We start from the raw sequence: 17,760 nt of genomic DNA, 5'->3' as shown, positions 1-17,760 counted from the left end.
GTGCGCACAGTTTCCCATGTTGAAAGACCGTTTTTTCTACCCCGTCGCCGCGCTCATCGCGCTTGGTATGGTGTTCTTTGCACTCTCTTTCGCGCAGCAAGTGGACTTGTCCGACGAGCTGATTTGGACGGAAGGCTATCTCATGGAGGGCGAAGATCTCGCCCGCCTGACTGAACAACCCGGAACACAGGCAGTATTTAATGCCGCAGTCGCCGATGAGCCCGCCTTTGCGCGTCTGACCTCGACAACCGCGCGGGCGAACCTGCCGCCCGGGCCGGGCATATTCGCGCCGCTGGGACCGGATTATGAGCGGGCCTTTTCCGGGCGTCAGTTGCGGATGACAATTACCGCGCGGCCTTCCCGCATTAATCCGCTAGACGAATTCGACATGGCCTATTTCTCTGCCGGAGCCGGCGATAGCGGCTGGAAGCGCCGTGTGCTGGAACCGGGCTGGGTGGATTATACAATGGAATTTAAACCCGGCCTACGCACGGCAGACCCCGATCTGGACTATTTCTCAATCTGGCCGGGTGAGACAGCGGAGGCGCGGTCCATGGATGTCATGCGGATGCGGGTCGAGGTTTTGGATGCGCCGAATTAAAGCTGGGCGATCCGTTCCGCCTCTGACGCCATGCAGAGAATGTGATAAAACGTGCTGACCGGAATAGTCTTGGCGATATTGGCATTGCAGGCATTGATTTGGTCGTTCCACAATCCTTCGGGCGTCAGGTAGGTCGGGAACAAGGCGTCAATGGTCGCCGCCGCCATATCGCGACTTCCCGCGACGCCACGCTCGGCCATGGCGAGATGGGCTTTGATAACTTCCGTTTGGACCCATAACCGTTTCGTCTCGCGGCGAACCTCGCCGGATTTATCTTCCTCGTCATTGAGGAAAATATCGCGACCCCGTATGGCGCAGCTATAAAGTTCACTCTGATAGTGAGACACATCCGTGCCTGTCGCTTTAGAATATTGCCCTAACAGCCAGACCCATTCGACGGCGTGGCCCGGTTCATTCGTCTGCCCATGATTGCCGCTGGCCAAGGTCCAATCGGCCTCGAAAAATTCGCTGACAGTGCCTGCATCGTAAAAATGATTTTCGAATAATTTGAAGACATCTCGCGCATATCGCAGATGTTTCGCCTCACCCGTGATGTTATGCAAGAACAGGCTGGCTTCCAGCAAATGCATATGCGGGTTTTGGCGACGCGGGTCAGAGAGGGTCGACTGATCTGTTTCTTTCCAGCCGCCTGAAGGGTGGGCCATATCGCGGTAAAGCCAGCTTAACAAAGCTTCGGCATCTGCGAGATATTTTGTATCGCGGGTCAATGCGTAGAGACTGCTGGCCGCGAGAATATAGAAGGCATGATCGTAAAGATCGCGCGTCTCGTTATTCGTGACGCCATCCATCCCGACGCGGTGGACATAACCCGTCTCTCGCATTTTGGCGTAAGTACGTTCCGCAACGGCCCGACCGTCAGTCCAGCCGAGTTGCGTTGCTTTCGCATAGACATAGACTTGGCGCGCGAGAACCCGCCAACGACGTTCCGCAGAGAGATCGGGCGTCCCGTCCAGATTCAAATGTTCTACCCAACATCCCGTCGGCAGTTGTGCCCGCTCTGCCCAGAGGGGCAGCGCTTTTTCACTGACCCATTTGGTCAGGCGGTCTGAGCTGTGTTTCAAATTGTCTTTACGCGGTGTCATGGTCGTGCCGTTAATTGAATTGGCCATTTGTGCCTATACCGCTTATGCGGCCCCTATGGATATTCTCTTAACCGGCGCTGCAGGATTTATCGGCTTTCACGCCGCCCGTCGTCTCTTGGCAGAGGGACACCGCGTGATCGGCGTTGATAATCTAAACAGCTATTATGATACCGCGCTGAAACAGGCGCGTCTGGCGGAGCTGAAAAAGCTGGACGGGTTTACATTTCATGAGCTGGATTTGGCGGATCAGGGTGCGTTGGAAACAACGCTAAAAGGGGAAACCATAACACATATCCTGCACCTCGCGGCGCAAGCGGGCGTGCGGTACAGCCTCGAAGATCCCCACTCCTACGTCCGCTCGAATGTCATGGGGCATTTAAATGTGCTGGAATATGCGCGGCATGCCGGAACGGTCGAGCACGTCGCTTATGCAAGTTCTTCCTCCGTTTATGGGGAACGGGAACCGGGGGACGGATTTAAGGAAACGGACCGCGTGCGGGAACCCGCTTCGCTCTATGCCGCCACGAAATTGAGCGGTGAGATGATCTCGGAGTCCTATGCGCGGCTTTACGATATTCCGCAGACAGGGCTTCGCTTCTTCACGGTTTACGGGCCATGGGGACGTCCCGATATGGCCTATTGGATATTCACGCAGAAGATTTTGGCGGGCGACCCGATCACATTATTCGCGCCGGAGATGATGCAACGCGATTTTACATTTGTGAACGATATCGTGAACGTGCTGCCAAAAATCATCGCAACGCCGCCAGACGGTCACGTGATTTATAATCTAGGTAATTCCGCGCCAAATAGGCTCATGGATCTTGTGAGCGCGGTTGAGACGGCCTGTGAACGCAAAGCCGTCACGGATATTCAGCCGCAACAGGCCGGGGATGTGCGCGCGACCTTCGCTGATATTTCTGCGGCGCAACGGGATTTCGGTTTTGCACCAAAAATAGACCTCCATGATGGACTTAAGCGTTTTGTTACGTGGTACCGCGATTGGATAAAATAGCGCGCAGGCCGAGCGCGACCAGAATAAGAGCGCTGCCTAAAACAATCACCCGCCAATCCACGAACACACTTAATCCCGCGCATCCGAATAGGCCCAGCCAACTGAATAGGCGGGGATAGAGACGGTCTTCCTTCGGCAGGCGAAGCGCCGAGAGATTGGTCAGGCTGTAATAGACCAAGACCGTGAAAGCCGAAAAACTCCAGACGAGTTTTAATCCGCCAAATAGCGCGATCAGCGCTATGGCAATACCGACCAACCAGACGGCCCGAACCGGTTCAGACGATTTATTCAATTGCGCGAGTAATTTCGGGAGATCGCCCTGACGCCCCATTGCGAGGACGACACGGGAGAGACCGAGGAGGAGGTTCAGCGCAACCCCCGCCATGGCCGTGCCCGCTGCGATGGAAACCGCCAATATCAGGGGAGAGCGCTTTAGTTCATCCGCAACCGCCCGTAGGGGTGCTTCTGTGTCCCGCGTCGCGTCCGCGAACCCTGCCGCGCCCAACACATTCAAACCCGACAGCATGAGCGCAAAATAGAGCGCGGTTGAGATAAAGATCGTCGCGAGTATCGCTTTCGGAATTGTGCGGCGCGGGTCGGTGACTTCTTCGCCCAGCGTTGCGATGCGCCCGTAACCCGTGAAGGCGACAAAGAGGAGCGCAATAGATTCTAAAAACGCGGGCGGCGATACCGGCCGAGAACTGGCGTCGCGTGGCGGTTCAATTGTTAGTGTCGCCGAAATGCACAGCCAAATGAGGGCCACCAAAGTAAACGTCACTAAAACTGTATTCAAAAGATTGGCCCGCCGTAAACCCAGCGCGACAAAAGCGGTGATGAGTAGGATCAATCCCGCGCCGACAATATTATTCTGCAGGGCGCCCAATCCGATCTGCGGCAGCAGGTAAGCGGCTAACCCTAATCCTGCTGCAGCCGCGCTCGCCGATTTGGCTAGCAGGAAACAGGTCCCCGCTGTGAACCCCGCCGTCGGGGAGAGATATTTATACCCATAAGCATAAGTGCCGCCACTGACCGGATGGGCGGCGGCGAGCTGGGCGCTGGACATCGCGTTACATCCGGCCAGTAACCCTGCGAAGAGGAGGGCAATCGGGGCGAGCGTCGCTGAAATCCCGACGGCGAATCCGAGTCCGACAAAGGCCCCGGTCCCGAGGATGGAACCCAATCCCAAAAGGACCGCGCCGGGCAGGCCAACCGTTCGCTTTAATGCGTCGGACAAACCCTAGCCCTTCGCAAAGCGCTGGATCATCTCTCTGGCTCCTGCGCCAATATCCGCATGGTCGCGAGCAAAGGCCATGACGGCTTCGAAATAACCAAGCTTTGAGCCACAATCATAATCTTGCCCGTCATAGCGCACCGCGTGGAAATCCTGCTCTTGCATTAATCTCGCCATGGCATCGGTCAGCTGAATCTCTCCACCTGCGCCTGCGGCTTGGTCTTTGAGGAGAGACATGAGTTCGGGTTGCAGGATGTACCGCCCCGTAATTTTCAAGTTGGACGGCGCTTCCGCAACGGGGGGTTTTTCTACCATTCCGTCCATGGGAATCAGTTTTTGCGATTTATCGGCGCCCGCTTTCGGTTTGATCACGCCATAAGAGGACACGCGCTCATCCGGAACAGGGTCAACAGCGATAATATTCCCACCAACCTCGTGATAGGCATCCATCATCTGGGCAAGGCACGAATGTTCGGATTGGATAAGGACGTCGGGCAGCAGGACGGCAAAGGGTTCGTCCCCGATAATATCTCGGGCGCACCACACGGCATGACCCAGCCCCTTAGCCTGTTGCTGGCGCACGAAACTCATCGTGCCTTCACGGGGTTGTTTGGATTTCAGACGGTCCAGAATATCCGTCTTACCCTTACGCTCCAGCGCGTCTTCCAATTCATAGGCAGTATCGAAATAATCCTCGATCGCGATTTTCCCGCGCGCGGTGACAAAGACGAAATGCTCAATTCCCGCCTCAATCGCTTCGTCTACGACATATTGCAGGGCCGGTCGGTCCACCACTGTCAGCATTTCCTTTGGCACGGTTTTCGTGGCAGGCAACACGCGTGTGCCAAAACCGGCAACGGGTAGAACGGCTTTTGTGACGGGTTTCATGGCGTGCAATCTCTGCAAATGAAGGCGTTTGACTGTGTCACGTCATAATCGAAGTGTCTTGAGAAATCATTTCTTTCTGCCCCGCCTGCAAGATGCGGTGATAGCCCGTATTGACACCGTGTCCTGTTAGTCAGACCTTCTGATCATGCCAATTGATGCACCGACATTTCCATTGATCCTCGCTTGGGCCGTACCGTTTTTCGCGATTACGGTTGCCTTGGAATGGTGGTTTGTAGCGCGGGGTAAAGTCGCGGGTCGGTACGAAACGAAAGACGCGCTGACCTCTATGTTGATGGGGTTTGGAAATCTCGTCTCCGATTTGGCGATGGGATTTATCAGTCTCGCGGTCCTGATGTGGGCGTGGCAATTCCGTTTGATTGATCTGGGCATCAGTTTGCCCGTTATCCTCCTCGCCTTGATTGCACAGGATTTTCTATATTACTGGAAACACCGCGCCGCACACCGCATCCGCTGGTTCTGGACGGCGCATGTCGTCCATCACAGTAGTGAACATTATAATCTTTCAACGGCGTTGCGGCAGCCCTGGAATAATCATTTTACGGGCTTTGTCCTGCTCTCTACGCCGCTCGTTTTTCTTGGTATTCATCCTCTCCTGCTGGGCTTTGTCGGGGCGATTAATCTGCTTTATCAATATTGGGTCCATACGGAAGTCATCAAGAAGCTGCCGCACTGGTTCGAGGCCGTGATGAACACGCCGTCCCATCACCGCGTCCATCACGGGACGAACCCGCAATATCTGGATTCGAATTATGCAGGTATCTTTATCATCTGGGACAAGATGTTTGGCAGTTTTGTGCCGGAAGATGAGACGACCGAGATCAGATACGGCCTCGTGAAAAATGTCGGGACCTATAATCCGATCAAGATTGCGTTCGCCGAAATGTACGCCGCCGTGAAAGACGCCTTTGGCCCGCAACGCTCACTCGGGGCGCGGCTGAAATATCTCTTCGCGCCGCCCGGTTATTCCCATGACGGCTCGCGTCTGTCCTCAGCTGATATCAAGGCCGCATATGTGGCCGCCAACCCACACATGGCGGGACGGCCCGGATTACCTAGCCAATCCCGTGAAACAGGGCCCGCTGTTTCAGATTGAGGCCTTTGGGTGATTTCACCTTAATGGTGTCGCCCGATTTGCGCAGCGTGAATCGCGCCGCATCAAAACTCTCATACTCGCGGGAGGTGACAGAAGTCACGGCGACCATTTTCACGGAGGCCTTTTTCTCGGTCAGAGTCAGGTCGATAAACCCGTTCAGCAGCGCATTGTAATACCGCGCATCCGTATTGGATTGCGTCAGCAACAGATTATGATCCGCCGTCGCCTCGCCCATATAGGCCGTGAGCGTTTTCGACGAGACAGATGATGTCACGAGTTCCATCCCTACTTTTGTACCTGCTTCCGAGGTCAACTCATTGACCCAAAATTCATGCGCATCCCCCGTCAGGACCAGCATATCATTGATGCCTGCTTCGTTCAGCGCAGCGTAAAAGTTTTCCCGCGCAACAGGGTAGCCGTCCCAGCTGTCCGGATAGACGGGCATATTATATTTCGACAGGGTCAGGAAATCCCGCACGCCCGCCCAGAATGTTTCTAACTCGGCGAGAGTGTCTTCTTGAATATAGGGTGTGAAATCCGGTGTCAGCAATCGTCCCATAATTACCTGATTGGCGAGCAGGCGCCACGGCCGACCGTCAGTTTTTGATTTGGACAGCGCGTCAATGATGAAATCCTGCTGGTCCTGCCCGAACATTTCGCGGTCGGGCGCATAGAGCTTCTCGGCCTTATATCTCTCAGCCCCGCCCTCAATATCTATTTCTGCAATATCATTTTCAGGAATGAGCGGTTCCGACCGCGCGGTCAGACGTGTCTCGACGCAAGTCAGGCTGGCCAGATTTCCGAAATCGAAATTGCGGTAAATCTCCTCGCGCACGCGCCCCGCTTTTGGTTCGCGGATGGGCATCCATTCGTAATAGGCGCGCAGGGCGGCCTGACGCCGGACGTCCCAATCGCCCTCCGTCTCGGGCTGGTGATTTTCCGCGCCCGTCTTCCAACTGTCATTCGTTGTCTCATGGTCGTCCCACACCGCGATGAGTGGCATGGCCGCCGTTGCAGATTGCAAGGCCGCGTCGGATCGATATTGCGCATGGCGTGTGCGATAATCTGAAAGCTCGACAATTTCATGCGGGGGAATATGGACGCGGTCTGCCAGTTCCGGTGTCTCCGCCGGACCATATTCGTAATAATAATCGCCTAGATGTATCAGTGCATCATAGGGGTCAGTCTCCGCGCGCTTGGAAATAGCGTCATAAACATTGAAATAGCCGTGTTCCCAATTCGCGCAGGACACGATGGCGAAATGAAGTTTCGAGACATCGCCGTCGGGGAGTGTTTTCGTTTGTCCTGTGGCTGAAACCGCATCGCCCGTCCGAAACCGGAAATAATAGCGCGTGTCCGAATCCAGACCTGTCGCCTCAACCTTGACCGTATAATCCCGCACAGCATTGGTTGTAAAAGCCCCCGAGGCGGAAAGAGAGTTGAAATCAGCGTCCTGATCCATCTCCCAGATGACGTCGATATCGCCGTCAGTTTCAGGCGTCACACGCGTCCAAAGGATGATGGAATCGGTCGCAGGGTCACCGGACGCAATGCCATGCGCGAAGGCCCCTTCGGCCGCTGCACCTTCATTTCTGCCAGTGATATATGCGGGTGACGAACAGGCGGCCAGCCCTGCGCCAGCCCCCAATCCCAAAAGTCCACGTCGTGTTAATTTACTGTCCATGGGTTTGTTTAGAACCTCTCAGACCAGACAGCCAGTCTTTTGAGGCGCATGGAGCGCAGTCCCTGATGACCTGTGACATCATTGAAACAGCGTAGATAACTTGCATCTACTAGTTTATGGAAATGCTGACAAAATTTGCCTGGGCCAGTCTCGCCCTCGTACATCTAACGCCCGCTCTGGCTTTCTTTGCGTCGGGCTTGGTGCAAAAACTTTACGGCCTTCCGCCGCAAGGTGATTTGGGCGTGCTACTCATTCATCGCGGCGCGCTGTTTCTCGCGGTTTGCGTGGCGGCGATATATGCGATGTTCTCAGTAGATGCCCGTCGCCTCGCGGCTTTGGTTTTATGTATCAGCATGATCGGCTTTTTGGTCGTCTATGTCCGGGCAGGCCTGCCCGAAGGGGCATTAAGAAAAATTGCTGTGACAGACATGGTCGGGCTGTTGCCGCTTGCTTTTGTCTGCTGGCGGGCTTGGACTTAATCAAATCTTCTGATCAAACTCACCGACTTCGTCATATTGCGCAAGGCGGCGTTCGATTTCGCGGAACATGCCGATCATGTTTTCCTCTGACGCGGGGCTTTCTACGACGACGACCAGATTTGGCGTGTTGGAGCTGGCGCGCATCAGGCCCCATGTTCCGTCTTCTAACGTTAAGCGCACGCCGTTCACGGTGTTCACATCCACGATTTTCTGACCGAGAATCGTCATGCCCGCCTCAGCATCTTTTTTGGCTTCCGCGATGATTTGCTCGACGACGCCATATTTCGTTTCATCCGCGCAATAGGGTGACATGGTCGGGCTGCCCCAGGTCTTGGGCAGGGCTTCGCGCAGGTCCGCCATTGTCTTGTCAGGATTGCGGTCGAGCATTTGCAGGATGGCGATGGCGGAGACGAGCCCGTCATCATAGCCGCGTCCGATGGGCGCATTGAAGAAATAGTGGCCGGACTTCTCGAATCCGACCAGCGCGTCCAATTCATTGACGCGACGTTTGATATAGGAATGACCCGTCTTGTAATAATCCGTCTTCGCGCCATTGGCTTTCAGAACGGGGTCCGTATTGAATAGGCCCGTTGATTTCACATCGACGACGAATTGCGCATCGTCATAGATTTCCGACAGGTCCCGGGCGAGCATCACGCCGACCTTGTCTGCGAAAATCTCTTCGCCCGTATTATCGACCACGCCGCAGCGGTCGCCGTCACCGTCAAAACCCAAGGCGACTTCGGCTTTATTCTCCAAACACGCATCCCGCATCGCGTGGAGCATTTCCATCGCTTCGGGGTTCGGATTGTAGTTCGGGAAGGACCAGTCGAGATCGCATTCGACTGGGACAACATCCGCGCCAATACGTTTCAAGGTTTCTTCGGCAAAGGCGCCTGCCGTGCCGTTCCCGCAAGCCGCGACAACGCGGATCGGGCGGGAGAGTTTCACGTCCCCGACAACATCATTGATATAGGCTTCACGTACCCCGTCGACGTAGCGGTAGGAGCCACCTTCGCGCGCCACGCTTTTGCCGTTTAACACGATGTCTTTCAAACGTGCCATTTCGTCCGGGCCAAAGGTCAGCGGCGCTTCGATGCCCATCTTCACGCCGGTCCAACCATTGGAGTTATGGGACGCCGTGACCATCGCCACGCCCGCACAGTCCAGATGGAATTGCGCGAAATAGGCCATGGGCGAAATGGCGAGGCCAATATCATGGACGTTGACGCCTGCATTCATCAGCCCCGCAATCAGGCTCATCTTAATGCCGAGGGAGTAGTGACGGAAATCGTGACCGACCGCGATATTTGGATCGACGCCGCGTTCATGCATCAGCGTACCAAGACCCTCGCCAAGAGCCTGCACACCGTAGAGGTTTAATTCGGACGGCTTCTCTTCCGTCGGCAGGCCAAACCACCAGCGCGCATCATATTCGCGAAATCCCGTCGGCTTGACGAGGGGCAGCGTTTCAAATTCCAGCGTATTGGCGGGAATGGCGGGGACGGGTTTGCGGGACATTTATGTCTGCTCCGATGACTGATTTTGAGATGTCTTTAATGGCTGCTCTCGCAAGTGCAATGCCATGTCAATGGGGGCTGCGCGAACAATATCACGGCGGATGACTTTGCGCGGGTCCCAGCCGAAATTACTCAACAGGTCTTTCAGGGCGACCTGACGTTTGATTTTCGGGGTCCGGCTTTTCGGACGCGTGAAGAACCCGTCCCATGTCCCGCGAAAGGTCGGTTTGAACCGCCCCGCACGAATGGAGCTCCAGAAGAGGAGCGCCATACAGGTGCCGATATGCGGAATAAGGAGCAGCGGCAGCAGCGGCAGCGGCGTGTTCTTGAAAAACGTCCAGACACGATTGCGGACCCCGTGATAGACGGCGAAATCCGACGCGCGCCCGGAGATGCCGGAACTCACATGATCAATCTTCGCCTCTGCACTCTGCACGCAGACATAACCCGCCAAGCGCATGCGATAGGCGAGATCGACATCCTCGTGGTAGCAGAAAAAGGCTTCGTCATATCCGCCCAGTTCAAGAAAGACTTCGCGCTTGTAAAACGCGCCCGCACCACATGGCCCGAAGGCTTGACGCGTCTTGATCGGGGCCACCGGATGCAGGTGACCTGCCCGCCACGCCAAACCAAAGGCGTGATATTCATCGCCGAGCCCGTCAAATAACTTCGGCTCCTCCGCCATATATTGCGTGCTGCCAACCATGGCCGTGCCGGGCAAAAATTTGGTTGCGGCTAGTCCCTGCTTCAACCAATCAGGGCGGGCAAATGCATCGGGATTGAGCAGCGCTAGCCAGTCACCGGAGGCCCGCTCCGCCGCGCGATTATTCGCGGCAGCAAAGCCCAGATTCTCGCCCATCGCCATAATCCTGAAACGGTCATCCAGTTCCGGTAACGTTTCCAGTGACCCATCGGTCGACCCGTTATCGATGATGAAACACTCGAAATCCGAATCGGTCTGCGCCAGCACGCTTTCCACGCAGCGTGAGAGATAAGCGGCGGCGTTGAAATTGACGATAATGACGGAGATATCGGGAATGGTATTTGACCTTTATTTCAATCGCTCCCTAGCTGTTTTCATTCGCGAAGTCACGAATGCGATATCATATAATGAAATCTTTATATGTTGACGTTAGGGCCCATCCCACGTAAGTCGCGCGCAAATATAAGACCGAATTTTTAGACAGGACGCCTCTCCCATGAGCAAGCAAGATTACATCGTAAAAGACATCAGCTTGGCCGAATATGGCCGTAAGGAACTTGATATCGCCGAGACAGAAATGCCGGGCCTGATGGCGTTGCGCGAAGAGTTCGGTGAAGAAAAGCCGCTTAAAGGTGCGCGGATTGTCGGCTCACTTCACATGACGATCCAGACCGCCGTTCTGATTGAAACGCTGACAGCCCTGGGCGCGGACGTCCGTTGGGCGTCGTGCAATATTTATTCCACGCAGGACCATGCGGCGGCGGCGATTGCCGAATCCGGTGTACCTGTTTTTGCGATTAAAGGTCAGACGCTGGAAGAGCATTGGGATTATCTCGACAAATCCTTCCTCTTCCCCGAAGGCGCGAATATCATCCTCGACGATGGCGGCGATGCGACGCTTTACGTTCTTCTCGGCGCGCGCGTTGAGGCCGGTGAAACACACCTCATTGAGGGCGAACCGGGATCAGAAGAAGAAGCTGCGATTTTTGCGCAAATCAAGAAACGTCTGGCTGCGTCTCCGGGCTGGTTCACAAAAACAAAGGCCGACATTGTTGGCGTATCTGAGGAAACGACAACAGGTGTTCACCGCCTCTATCAATTGCAGGAAGAAGGCCGCCTTCCATTCCCCGCAATCAATGTGAATGACTCAGTCACAAAATCAAAATTTGACAATAAATATGGCTGTAAGGAATCGCTCGTCGACGGTATCCGCCGCGCGACCGACACAATGATGGCCGGTAAAACGGCTGTCGTTCTGGGTTACGGCGATGTTGGTAAAGGCTCTGCCGCGTCTCTTCGCGGCGCGGGTGCACGTGTGAAGGTCACTGAAGTCGACCCCATCTGTGCGCTGCAAGCCGCGATGGACGGCTACGAAGTTACGACGCTGGAAGACACAGTCGCCGACGCCGATATCTTTATCACGACGACGGGTAATAAGGATGTCATCCGTCTCGACCATATGCGCGAGATGAAAGATATGGCGATTGTTGGGAATATCGGTCATTTCGATAATGAAATCCAGGTCGCTGCGCTGAAGAATCATAAATGGACGAATATCAAAGACCAAGTTGATATGATCACCTTCCCGGGTGGCAATCGCATGATTCTGCTCAGCCAAGGTCGCCTGCTGAACCTCGGTAATGCGACGGGCCATCCGTCTTTTGTCATGTCGGCGAGCTTCACGAACCAAGTTCTCGCGCAGATGGAGTTGTGGGAAGATGCGCATGCGAAAACGAAGAAATACGAAAATAAAGTCTATATGCTACCGAAGCATCTGGACGAGAAGGTTGCGCGCCTCCATCTCGAAAAAATCGGCGTGAAGCTGACGGAAATGAGTCAGGAGCAAGCGGATTATATCGGCGTCAAACCCGAAGGTCCGTTCAAGCCTGAGCATTACCGTTATTAATTAATCGCCTGTCCCCGGGCTTGACCCGGGGTCTCCATCGATTTCACGGCCCGGTCGAACCAGAACCCGGGTCAAGCCGGGGACACACAAACCATGAGCCGCCAATCCTACGAGTTCACATCCGAATCCGTCTCCGAGGGACATCCGGATAAAGTGTCAGATCGCATTTCCGACGAAATCGTCGATCTCTATTTCCGTGAAGCCATCAGCGAGGGCATGGACCCATGGCAGGTTCGCGTCGCGGCCGAGACGCTGACAACGACGAATAAAGTTGTCATTGCGGGCGAAACGCGCGGCCCGTCTTCCATCACGCCCGAGCGTATCGAAGCGCTGGCCCGCGAAGCGATCAAAGATATCGGGTATGAGCAGGACGGCTTCCATTGGAAACATGCCGACATCGATGTGCTCCTCCATCCGCAATCTGTCGATATTGCGCAGGGTGTTGATAATGGAACAGGCCTTCATGCAGAAGAAGGCGCGGGCGATCAGGGTATTATGTTCGGCTATGCGTCACTCGATGTGCCGGGACATTTAATGCCAGCACCCGTACATTACTCGCATAAAATTCTTGAGCGTTTGGCCAAGGCCAGAAAGCAAGAAGGACAGGATTGGCTCGGCCCGGACTCCAAATCACAAGTGACTGTGCGATATCATAATGGCCGCCCGGTCGAGGCGACGGCGATTGTGCTTTCCACGCAGCATCTGGATGCCTCGCTCGACAGCCGTGCGATTGCGGACCGCGTGAAGCCTTACATCAAGGAAGTTTTGCCCGCAGGCTGGATTACGGATAATACGATTTTTCACATCAACCCGACGGGCAAATTCGTCATTGGTGGACCGGATGGGGATGCGGGTCTGACGGGGCGTAAGATTATCGTCGATACTTATGGCGGCATGGCCCCGCATGGCGGCGGCGCGTTTTCCGGCAAAGACCCGACAAAGGTCGACCGTTCCGCCGCCTATGCCACACGCTATCTCGCGAAAAACCTCGTCGCGGCAGGCGTTGCGCCCTGGGTGGAAATTCAGGTCAGCTACGCGATTGGTGTCGCCACACCGACGTCAATTTACGTCAATGTCGATGATAATAACCCGATTAAAGGCGATAAGATTGAGAAAATCATCCGCCAAGTCATGGACCTCACCCCGCGCGGAATCCGTAAACATCTCGACCTGAATAAACCCATCTACGCGCCCAGCGCCGCCTATGGTCATTTCGGTCGCGACCCTGGCCCGAATGGAGAGTTCAGCTGGGAGAAAACGGACTTGGTTGATGAGATTAAGGCGAAGCTTTAATCCTAATGGCATGTCCTTTGACGTGGCCTGATAAATTTCAAAGCGCTAGATAATGTCCATGAAACACTGGATTGTCATTACATGCACCTGTCTTCTGAACGCTATTCCGGACGCGACAGCGCAGGACACTATTTCTAAAGGCCCACTCTTCATTGTCGGGGGTGGACTACAGGCTGATGCAGCCGAAATCTGGTCTGATTTTATTGCGTCCGCGAAATCAACTGGACCCATCGTTATCATTCCGTCTGCCTCTGGGCAGCCTGTGCAATCAGCCGAAGCTGTTCGGAAAACGCTCCTGAACTATGGTGTCCCCAAAAACCGGATTGAAATCGCACCTCTCGCGCTTCGTGATGATCTATCAACGGGATCTGTAGACGAGTCCGATTGGGCCGATAACGCCCAAAATTCGAATGTAGTTAATCAATTAAGCTCAGCCGCCGCCTTCTGGTTCACGGGCGGGGATCAGGCGCGAACGACTCAGCTCCTCCTCGAAAACGGGCAGGACACACCCGCCCTCTCCGCCATCCGCACCGCCTATGCGAATGGCGCAGCGATTGGCGGCACGAGTGCAGGCGCTGCGATTATGAGTGAGCGCATGATATTGCAGGGCGATAGTTTGGGTGCGCTGATTGGTGAAGACTCCGGCGAGCTTTTGGAAGTGGCACAGGGACTCGGTTTTCTCAAAGGCGGTCTTATCGATCAACATTTCGGTGAGCGCGCCCGCCTCGGACGTTTGGCAATGGCTGTGTTCGAAATAGATAATCGGGTCGGCTTTGGCGTTGATGAGGATACGGCGCTTATCATCAATCACGACGGAATGGCGAAGATTACGGGGACCGACTATGTGACAATCATAGATGCCCGAAACGCTAAACGAAAACTTATGTCGGACCATCATGTCGCTATCTCCGACGTTACACTGCAGCTTGTAAGCGCAGGGGATAAGATTGACCTCAAAACGCTCGACATCAATCCTGCAGCTTGGAAAGCTGCCACCGTCGGGAATGAATATATCTCGACAGCGCGTTCGTTCGGTGGCGGTATGGCGGTCGCGGGACAGATGTTGCAGGACGTCATCGGTGAGGGGCTAATTGATAATGCGGACAGCAAAGTGATTGAACGCCTGAGTTTCGACGGTTCCGATCAGGGCCTTATTTACCGCTTCACCCAACCGCCAGAGGCTAGTGGGCATTGGGGGCGCGGCTCTTCCGGTGAGGGACGTTACACAATTAAAAATATAGAGTTTGATATTCGCCCCATTAGGATGGCGTATAAGGAGATTGTCGAATGAGTATGGACTCCAGACTGGTTTGCGTTGCCGTCATTGCGGGAGCGCATGGCGTGCATGGCGCCGTAAAGGTGAAATCCTATACGCAAGTGCCGGAAGACTTTTCCGCCTATGGTCCGTTGTTGGGTGAGGACGGATCCGTTATTCTCACACCGAAAAACCCGCGTCCTGTCGGGAAAGACTTCACCATGCGCTCCCCCGAAATTACGACACGGGAACAGGCTTTAGAAATGAAGGGCACGCTGCTTTATGTGCCGCGCGATGTACTGCCCGACACTGACGATGAGGATTATTTTTACTATGCTGACCTTGTCGGTCTTGATGTCAAAACGAGTGACGGCAAACGGGCGGGGACGATCAAGGCCGTCCATGAATTTGGTGCGGGTGACATGTTGGAAATCCAACCGCCTAAATCCGCCGAAAAACAGGCCAGTTGGTTTCACCCCTTTACCAAAGCGGGCGTGCCGAAAGTCGATCTGAAGGCGGGACGCGTCATCATCCATATCGAAGAGGCCGTAAATGGCCGCGATCCGAATGAGAGCGCGCCCAAATCCGCGACACCCACATTGGATTAACGGGTCTTCATAGAATTCTGTAAGCTTTCTGCCGCGCATCCTGCTAAGGAGCCGTTGTGACTCAAGATAAACTCAAATCGTCGAAACCCGAAAGCCATCCGCCGCCACTCATGCGCGCGATACGGGAGGCTATGGCCGGAACCGAATCTGTTCAGGAACGGCTCGACGGATTTGCGACGGCTATCCAATCCGCGATGAGTGTGCGGGTGGCGTCGATCTATTTACTGCGCCCGGGCGCAGAATTGGAACTGTCTGCCACGGAAGGCCTAAAGAAATCAGCTGTCCATAAAACCCGGATGAAGCCTGGCGAAGGTCTGGTCGGCCATGTCGCCCTAACGGCGCGGCCGCTCAACCTCGCTGATGCGCCGGGTCATCCGCTTTTTTCCTACCGACCGGAAACGGGCGAAGACCCTTTTAACAGCTTCCTCGGCGTTCCGATCCTGCGGGGCGGTCGAACGCTAGGCGTTCTGGTCGTCCAATCCAAACAATCGCGCACCTTCACCGAGGCCGAGGTTGAAGACTTGTTGACCGTTGCCATGGTCCTCGCCGAAATCATTATTGATGATGAACGCGTCGGTGGGAAAAAGGGTAAGTTGAAGGGCATCACACTCGCGCCCGTCAGGCCCGAAACGATGGAAGGCAAAGCCTTCGCGCCGGGATTAAATCGCGGCACGGCGCATTTGCACCTGCCGCCTGTTTCGCCCGCTAACCTCCTCGCCGAAGATGTGTCGGAAGAGCAGGCGCGATTAGAAGAGGGTATTGCGGTTCTTCGCGCCAGTGTTGATGCCATGGTCTCCGGCGAGGCGGCTTCGCTGTCCCGTGCGTCTAAAGAGATTTACGAGACCTACCGCATGTTTGCCTATGACCGGAAATGGGTTGGGCGATTGCGGGAGGCCGTCTCCTCGGGCCTGACGTCAGAGGCGGCTGTAGAACGCGTGCGAAATGAACATCGGGCGCGGTTGATGAAGGCACGGGACCCCTATTTGCGCGCGCGCCTGCATGATTTGGAAGACCTTGCCAATCGCCTGATCCGCGCCTTGTCCGGGGAAAAGGTCGGACCCGGAAACCGGACGATTGCGGATGACGCGATCATCTTTGCCCGCGAGCTCGGCCCTGCTGAATTGCTGGATTATGACCGGAAACAATTAAAAGGGATCGTGTTGGAGGAAGGGTCCGCCACCTCTCACGCTGCGATTATATGTCGGGCACTGGGCATCCCACTGGTCGGGCGATGCGAAGGTATTCTCGATCTGATTGAAACGGGCGATGATGTCCTCTTGGACGGCGAAACGGGCACGGTTCACGTCCGCCCAGTGGAGAGCATTATTGACGGGTTTAAACTCCGCATGACAGTCAAGGGCGAGTTGACGAAAGCCTATGACGCGCTGAAAGATCAACCCGCTATCACGCGTGATGGCCGAAAAATTTCATTGCAGTTAAATGCGGGATTGCTCGTCGATCTCCCGCAACTCGATCAAGCGGGCGCGGACGGTATCGGCCTGTTCCGGACAGAATTCCAATTCATGGTCTCGGATTTTATGCCGAAACTGAAAGAACAAACCGCGCTTTATCAGGGCGCCATTCAGGCGGCAGGGGAGCGCCCCGTGACCTTCCGAACATTGGATTTGGGCGGTGATAAAATCCTGCCCTATATCGACCCCGTCCCCGAAGAAAATCCGGCTATTGGTTGGCGCGCGATACGAATTGCCTTGGACCGTCCCGGGCTGATGCGGTACCAACTTCGCGCGCTTGTGGCCGCGGGGGCGGACGCGCATTTGCGGGTCATGTTCCCCATGGTGACGACCGTGGACGAAATGATAGAGGCCCGCGCCTTGTTTGACCGAGAGGTCGAACGCGCCGTGAATTTGGGGCTGACTCTGCCCAAGAAAATTGAAGTTGGCGTCATGTTGGAAACGCCGTCTCTCGCGTGGCAAGTCTCCGCCGTCTGCGACCATGCGGATTTCGTGAGTGTCGGGGCCAATGACCTCATGCAGTTTTTCTTTGCCGCCGACCGCGATAATGCCCGCGTGTCGGACCGCTATGATCCGCTTCATCCGGCGGCGTTGTCTGTGCTGAAATTCATCGCGCATCAATGTGACCGGAATAATACACCCGTTTCCGTTTGCGGCGAAATTGCAGGCCGCCCGCTTGAGGCGATTACGCTTGCCGCGCTCGGCTACCGCACGCTCTCCATGCCCGTGACGGGGATTGGACCCGTGAAAGCGGCCCTCCTGAAACTCGACGCAGCGGATCTGAGCGCGACATTGGAACCGCATATCAATGTCGAATCCCGTCTGTCCTCCTTGCGCGAAATCGTGCAGGATTACTGCACACGCAACGCAATCCCCGTTTGAGGCGTA

The 17,760-nt window shown here is 55.3% G+C and carries 15 protein-coding genes; 9 read left to right on the top strand and 6 right to left on the bottom strand.

Annotation, left to right across the window (positions count from 1 at the left end):
- The first annotated feature begins 16 nt into the window (after positions 1-16).
- Positions 17-601, top strand: a complete 585-nt coding sequence (locus tag ACP9M6_RS03405) for a hypothetical protein (protein WP_427453459.1) — start codon at positions 17-19, stop codon at positions 599-601.
- Here ACP9M6_RS03405 and ACP9M6_RS03400 read toward each other — a convergent pair.
- Positions 598-1,731, bottom strand: a complete 1,134-nt coding sequence (locus ACP9M6_RS03400) for an AGE family epimerase/isomerase (protein WP_427453458.1) — start codon at positions 1,729-1,731, stop codon at positions 598-600. The two genes, ACP9M6_RS03405 and ACP9M6_RS03400, sit on opposite strands and share 4 nt — an antisense overlap.
- A 28-nt stretch (positions 1,732-1,759) precedes the next feature.
- On the opposite strand from ACP9M6_RS03400, the gene ACP9M6_RS03395 reads away from it, so the two are divergent.
- Complete coding sequence (locus tag ACP9M6_RS03395; RefSeq protein ID WP_427453456.1) at positions 1,760-2,719, top strand: NAD-dependent epimerase/dehydratase family protein; 960 nt, start codon at positions 1,760-1,762, stop codon at positions 2,717-2,719.
- Here the strand turns inward: ACP9M6_RS03395 and ACP9M6_RS03390 are convergent.
- A complete protein-coding gene (locus ACP9M6_RS03390; RefSeq protein ID WP_427453454.1) occupies positions 2,691-3,953 on the bottom strand; it encodes an APC family permease in 1,263 nt (420 codons plus the stop codon). The genes ACP9M6_RS03395 and ACP9M6_RS03390 overlap by 29 nt on opposite strands.
- A 3-nt stretch (positions 3,954-3,956) precedes the next feature.
- A complete protein-coding gene (galU, locus tag ACP9M6_RS03385; protein WP_427453452.1) occupies positions 3,957-4,838 on the bottom strand; it encodes a UTP--glucose-1-phosphate uridylyltransferase GalU in 882 nt (293 codons plus the stop codon).
- Positions 4,839-4,983: 145 nt separating this feature from the next.
- On the opposite strand from galU, the gene ACP9M6_RS03380 reads away from it, so the two are divergent.
- Entirely contained in the window at positions 4,984-5,952 is a 969-nt protein-coding gene (locus ACP9M6_RS03380) for a sterol desaturase family protein (protein WP_427453450.1), read from the top strand.
- On the opposite strand, the gene ACP9M6_RS03375 is transcribed toward ACP9M6_RS03380, so the two are convergent.
- Positions 5,912-7,636, bottom strand: a complete 1,725-nt coding sequence (locus ACP9M6_RS03375) for an alkaline phosphatase D family protein (protein ID WP_427453448.1) — start codon at positions 7,634-7,636, stop codon at positions 5,912-5,914. The genes ACP9M6_RS03380 and ACP9M6_RS03375 overlap by 41 nt on opposite strands.
- 122 nt (positions 7,637-7,758) lie before the next feature.
- Here ACP9M6_RS03375 and ACP9M6_RS03370 point away from each other — a divergent pair, with 122 nt between their 5' ends.
- Positions 7,759-8,115, top strand: a complete 357-nt coding sequence (locus ACP9M6_RS03370; protein WP_427453447.1) for a hypothetical protein — start codon at positions 7,759-7,761, stop codon at positions 8,113-8,115.
- Here ACP9M6_RS03370 and ACP9M6_RS03365 read toward each other — a convergent pair whose 3' ends face one another.
- Both ACP9M6_RS03365 and ACP9M6_RS03360 read right to left on the bottom strand, forming a co-directional pair.
- A complete protein-coding gene (locus tag ACP9M6_RS03365) occupies positions 8,116-9,636 on the bottom strand; it encodes a phosphomannomutase/phosphoglucomutase (RefSeq protein WP_427453445.1) in 1,521 nt (506 codons plus the stop codon).
- Positions 9,637-10,614, bottom strand: coding sequence for a glycosyltransferase family 2 protein (locus ACP9M6_RS03360; RefSeq protein WP_427453443.1), 978 nt, complete (start codon positions 10,612-10,614; stop codon positions 9,637-9,639).
- A 220-nt stretch (positions 10,615-10,834) separates the two neighbouring features.
- On the opposite strand from ACP9M6_RS03360, the gene ahcY reads away from it, so the two are divergent.
- The 5 genes from ahcY (at position 10,835) to ptsP (ending at position 17,754) form a co-directional block, all read left to right on the top strand.
- A complete protein-coding gene (gene ahcY, locus ACP9M6_RS03355) occupies positions 10,835-12,244 on the top strand; it encodes an adenosylhomocysteinase (protein ID WP_427453442.1) in 1,410 nt (469 codons plus the stop codon).
- Between the two features lie 93 nt (positions 12,245-12,337).
- The gene (gene metK, locus ACP9M6_RS03350; RefSeq protein ID WP_427453440.1) at positions 12,338-13,537 is read left to right on the top strand and encodes a methionine adenosyltransferase; all 1,200 of its coding nucleotides are present in this window, start codon (positions 12,338-12,340) and stop codon (positions 13,535-13,537) included.
- A gap of 58 nt (positions 13,538-13,595) precedes the next feature.
- Positions 13,596-14,828, top strand: a complete 1,233-nt coding sequence (locus tag ACP9M6_RS03345; protein ID WP_427453438.1) for a cyanophycinase — start codon at positions 13,596-13,598, stop codon at positions 14,826-14,828.
- Positions 14,825-15,400 (top strand): ribosome maturation factor RimM, encoded by a 576-nt coding sequence (gene rimM / locus ACP9M6_RS03340; protein ID WP_427453436.1) that lies wholly within the window; start codon positions 14,825-14,827, stop codon positions 15,398-15,400. Before ACP9M6_RS03345 ends, rimM begins: the two co-directional genes overlap by 4 nt.
- A 56-nt stretch (positions 15,401-15,456) precedes the next feature.
- Entirely contained in the window at positions 15,457-17,754 is a 2,298-nt protein-coding gene (ptsP, locus tag ACP9M6_RS03335) for a phosphoenolpyruvate--protein phosphotransferase (RefSeq protein WP_427453434.1), read from the top strand.
- Positions 17,755-17,760: the final 6 nt, after the last annotated feature.

Origin of the sequence: Litorimonas sp. WD9-15 (assembly GCF_050271975.1) — a bacterium.
Taxonomy (GTDB): Bacteria; Pseudomonadota; Alphaproteobacteria; order Caulobacterales; family Maricaulaceae; genus Litorimonas.
Note: the sequence above shows the minus strand (reverse complement) of the source record. Positions and strands in the feature narration are given on the sequence as shown.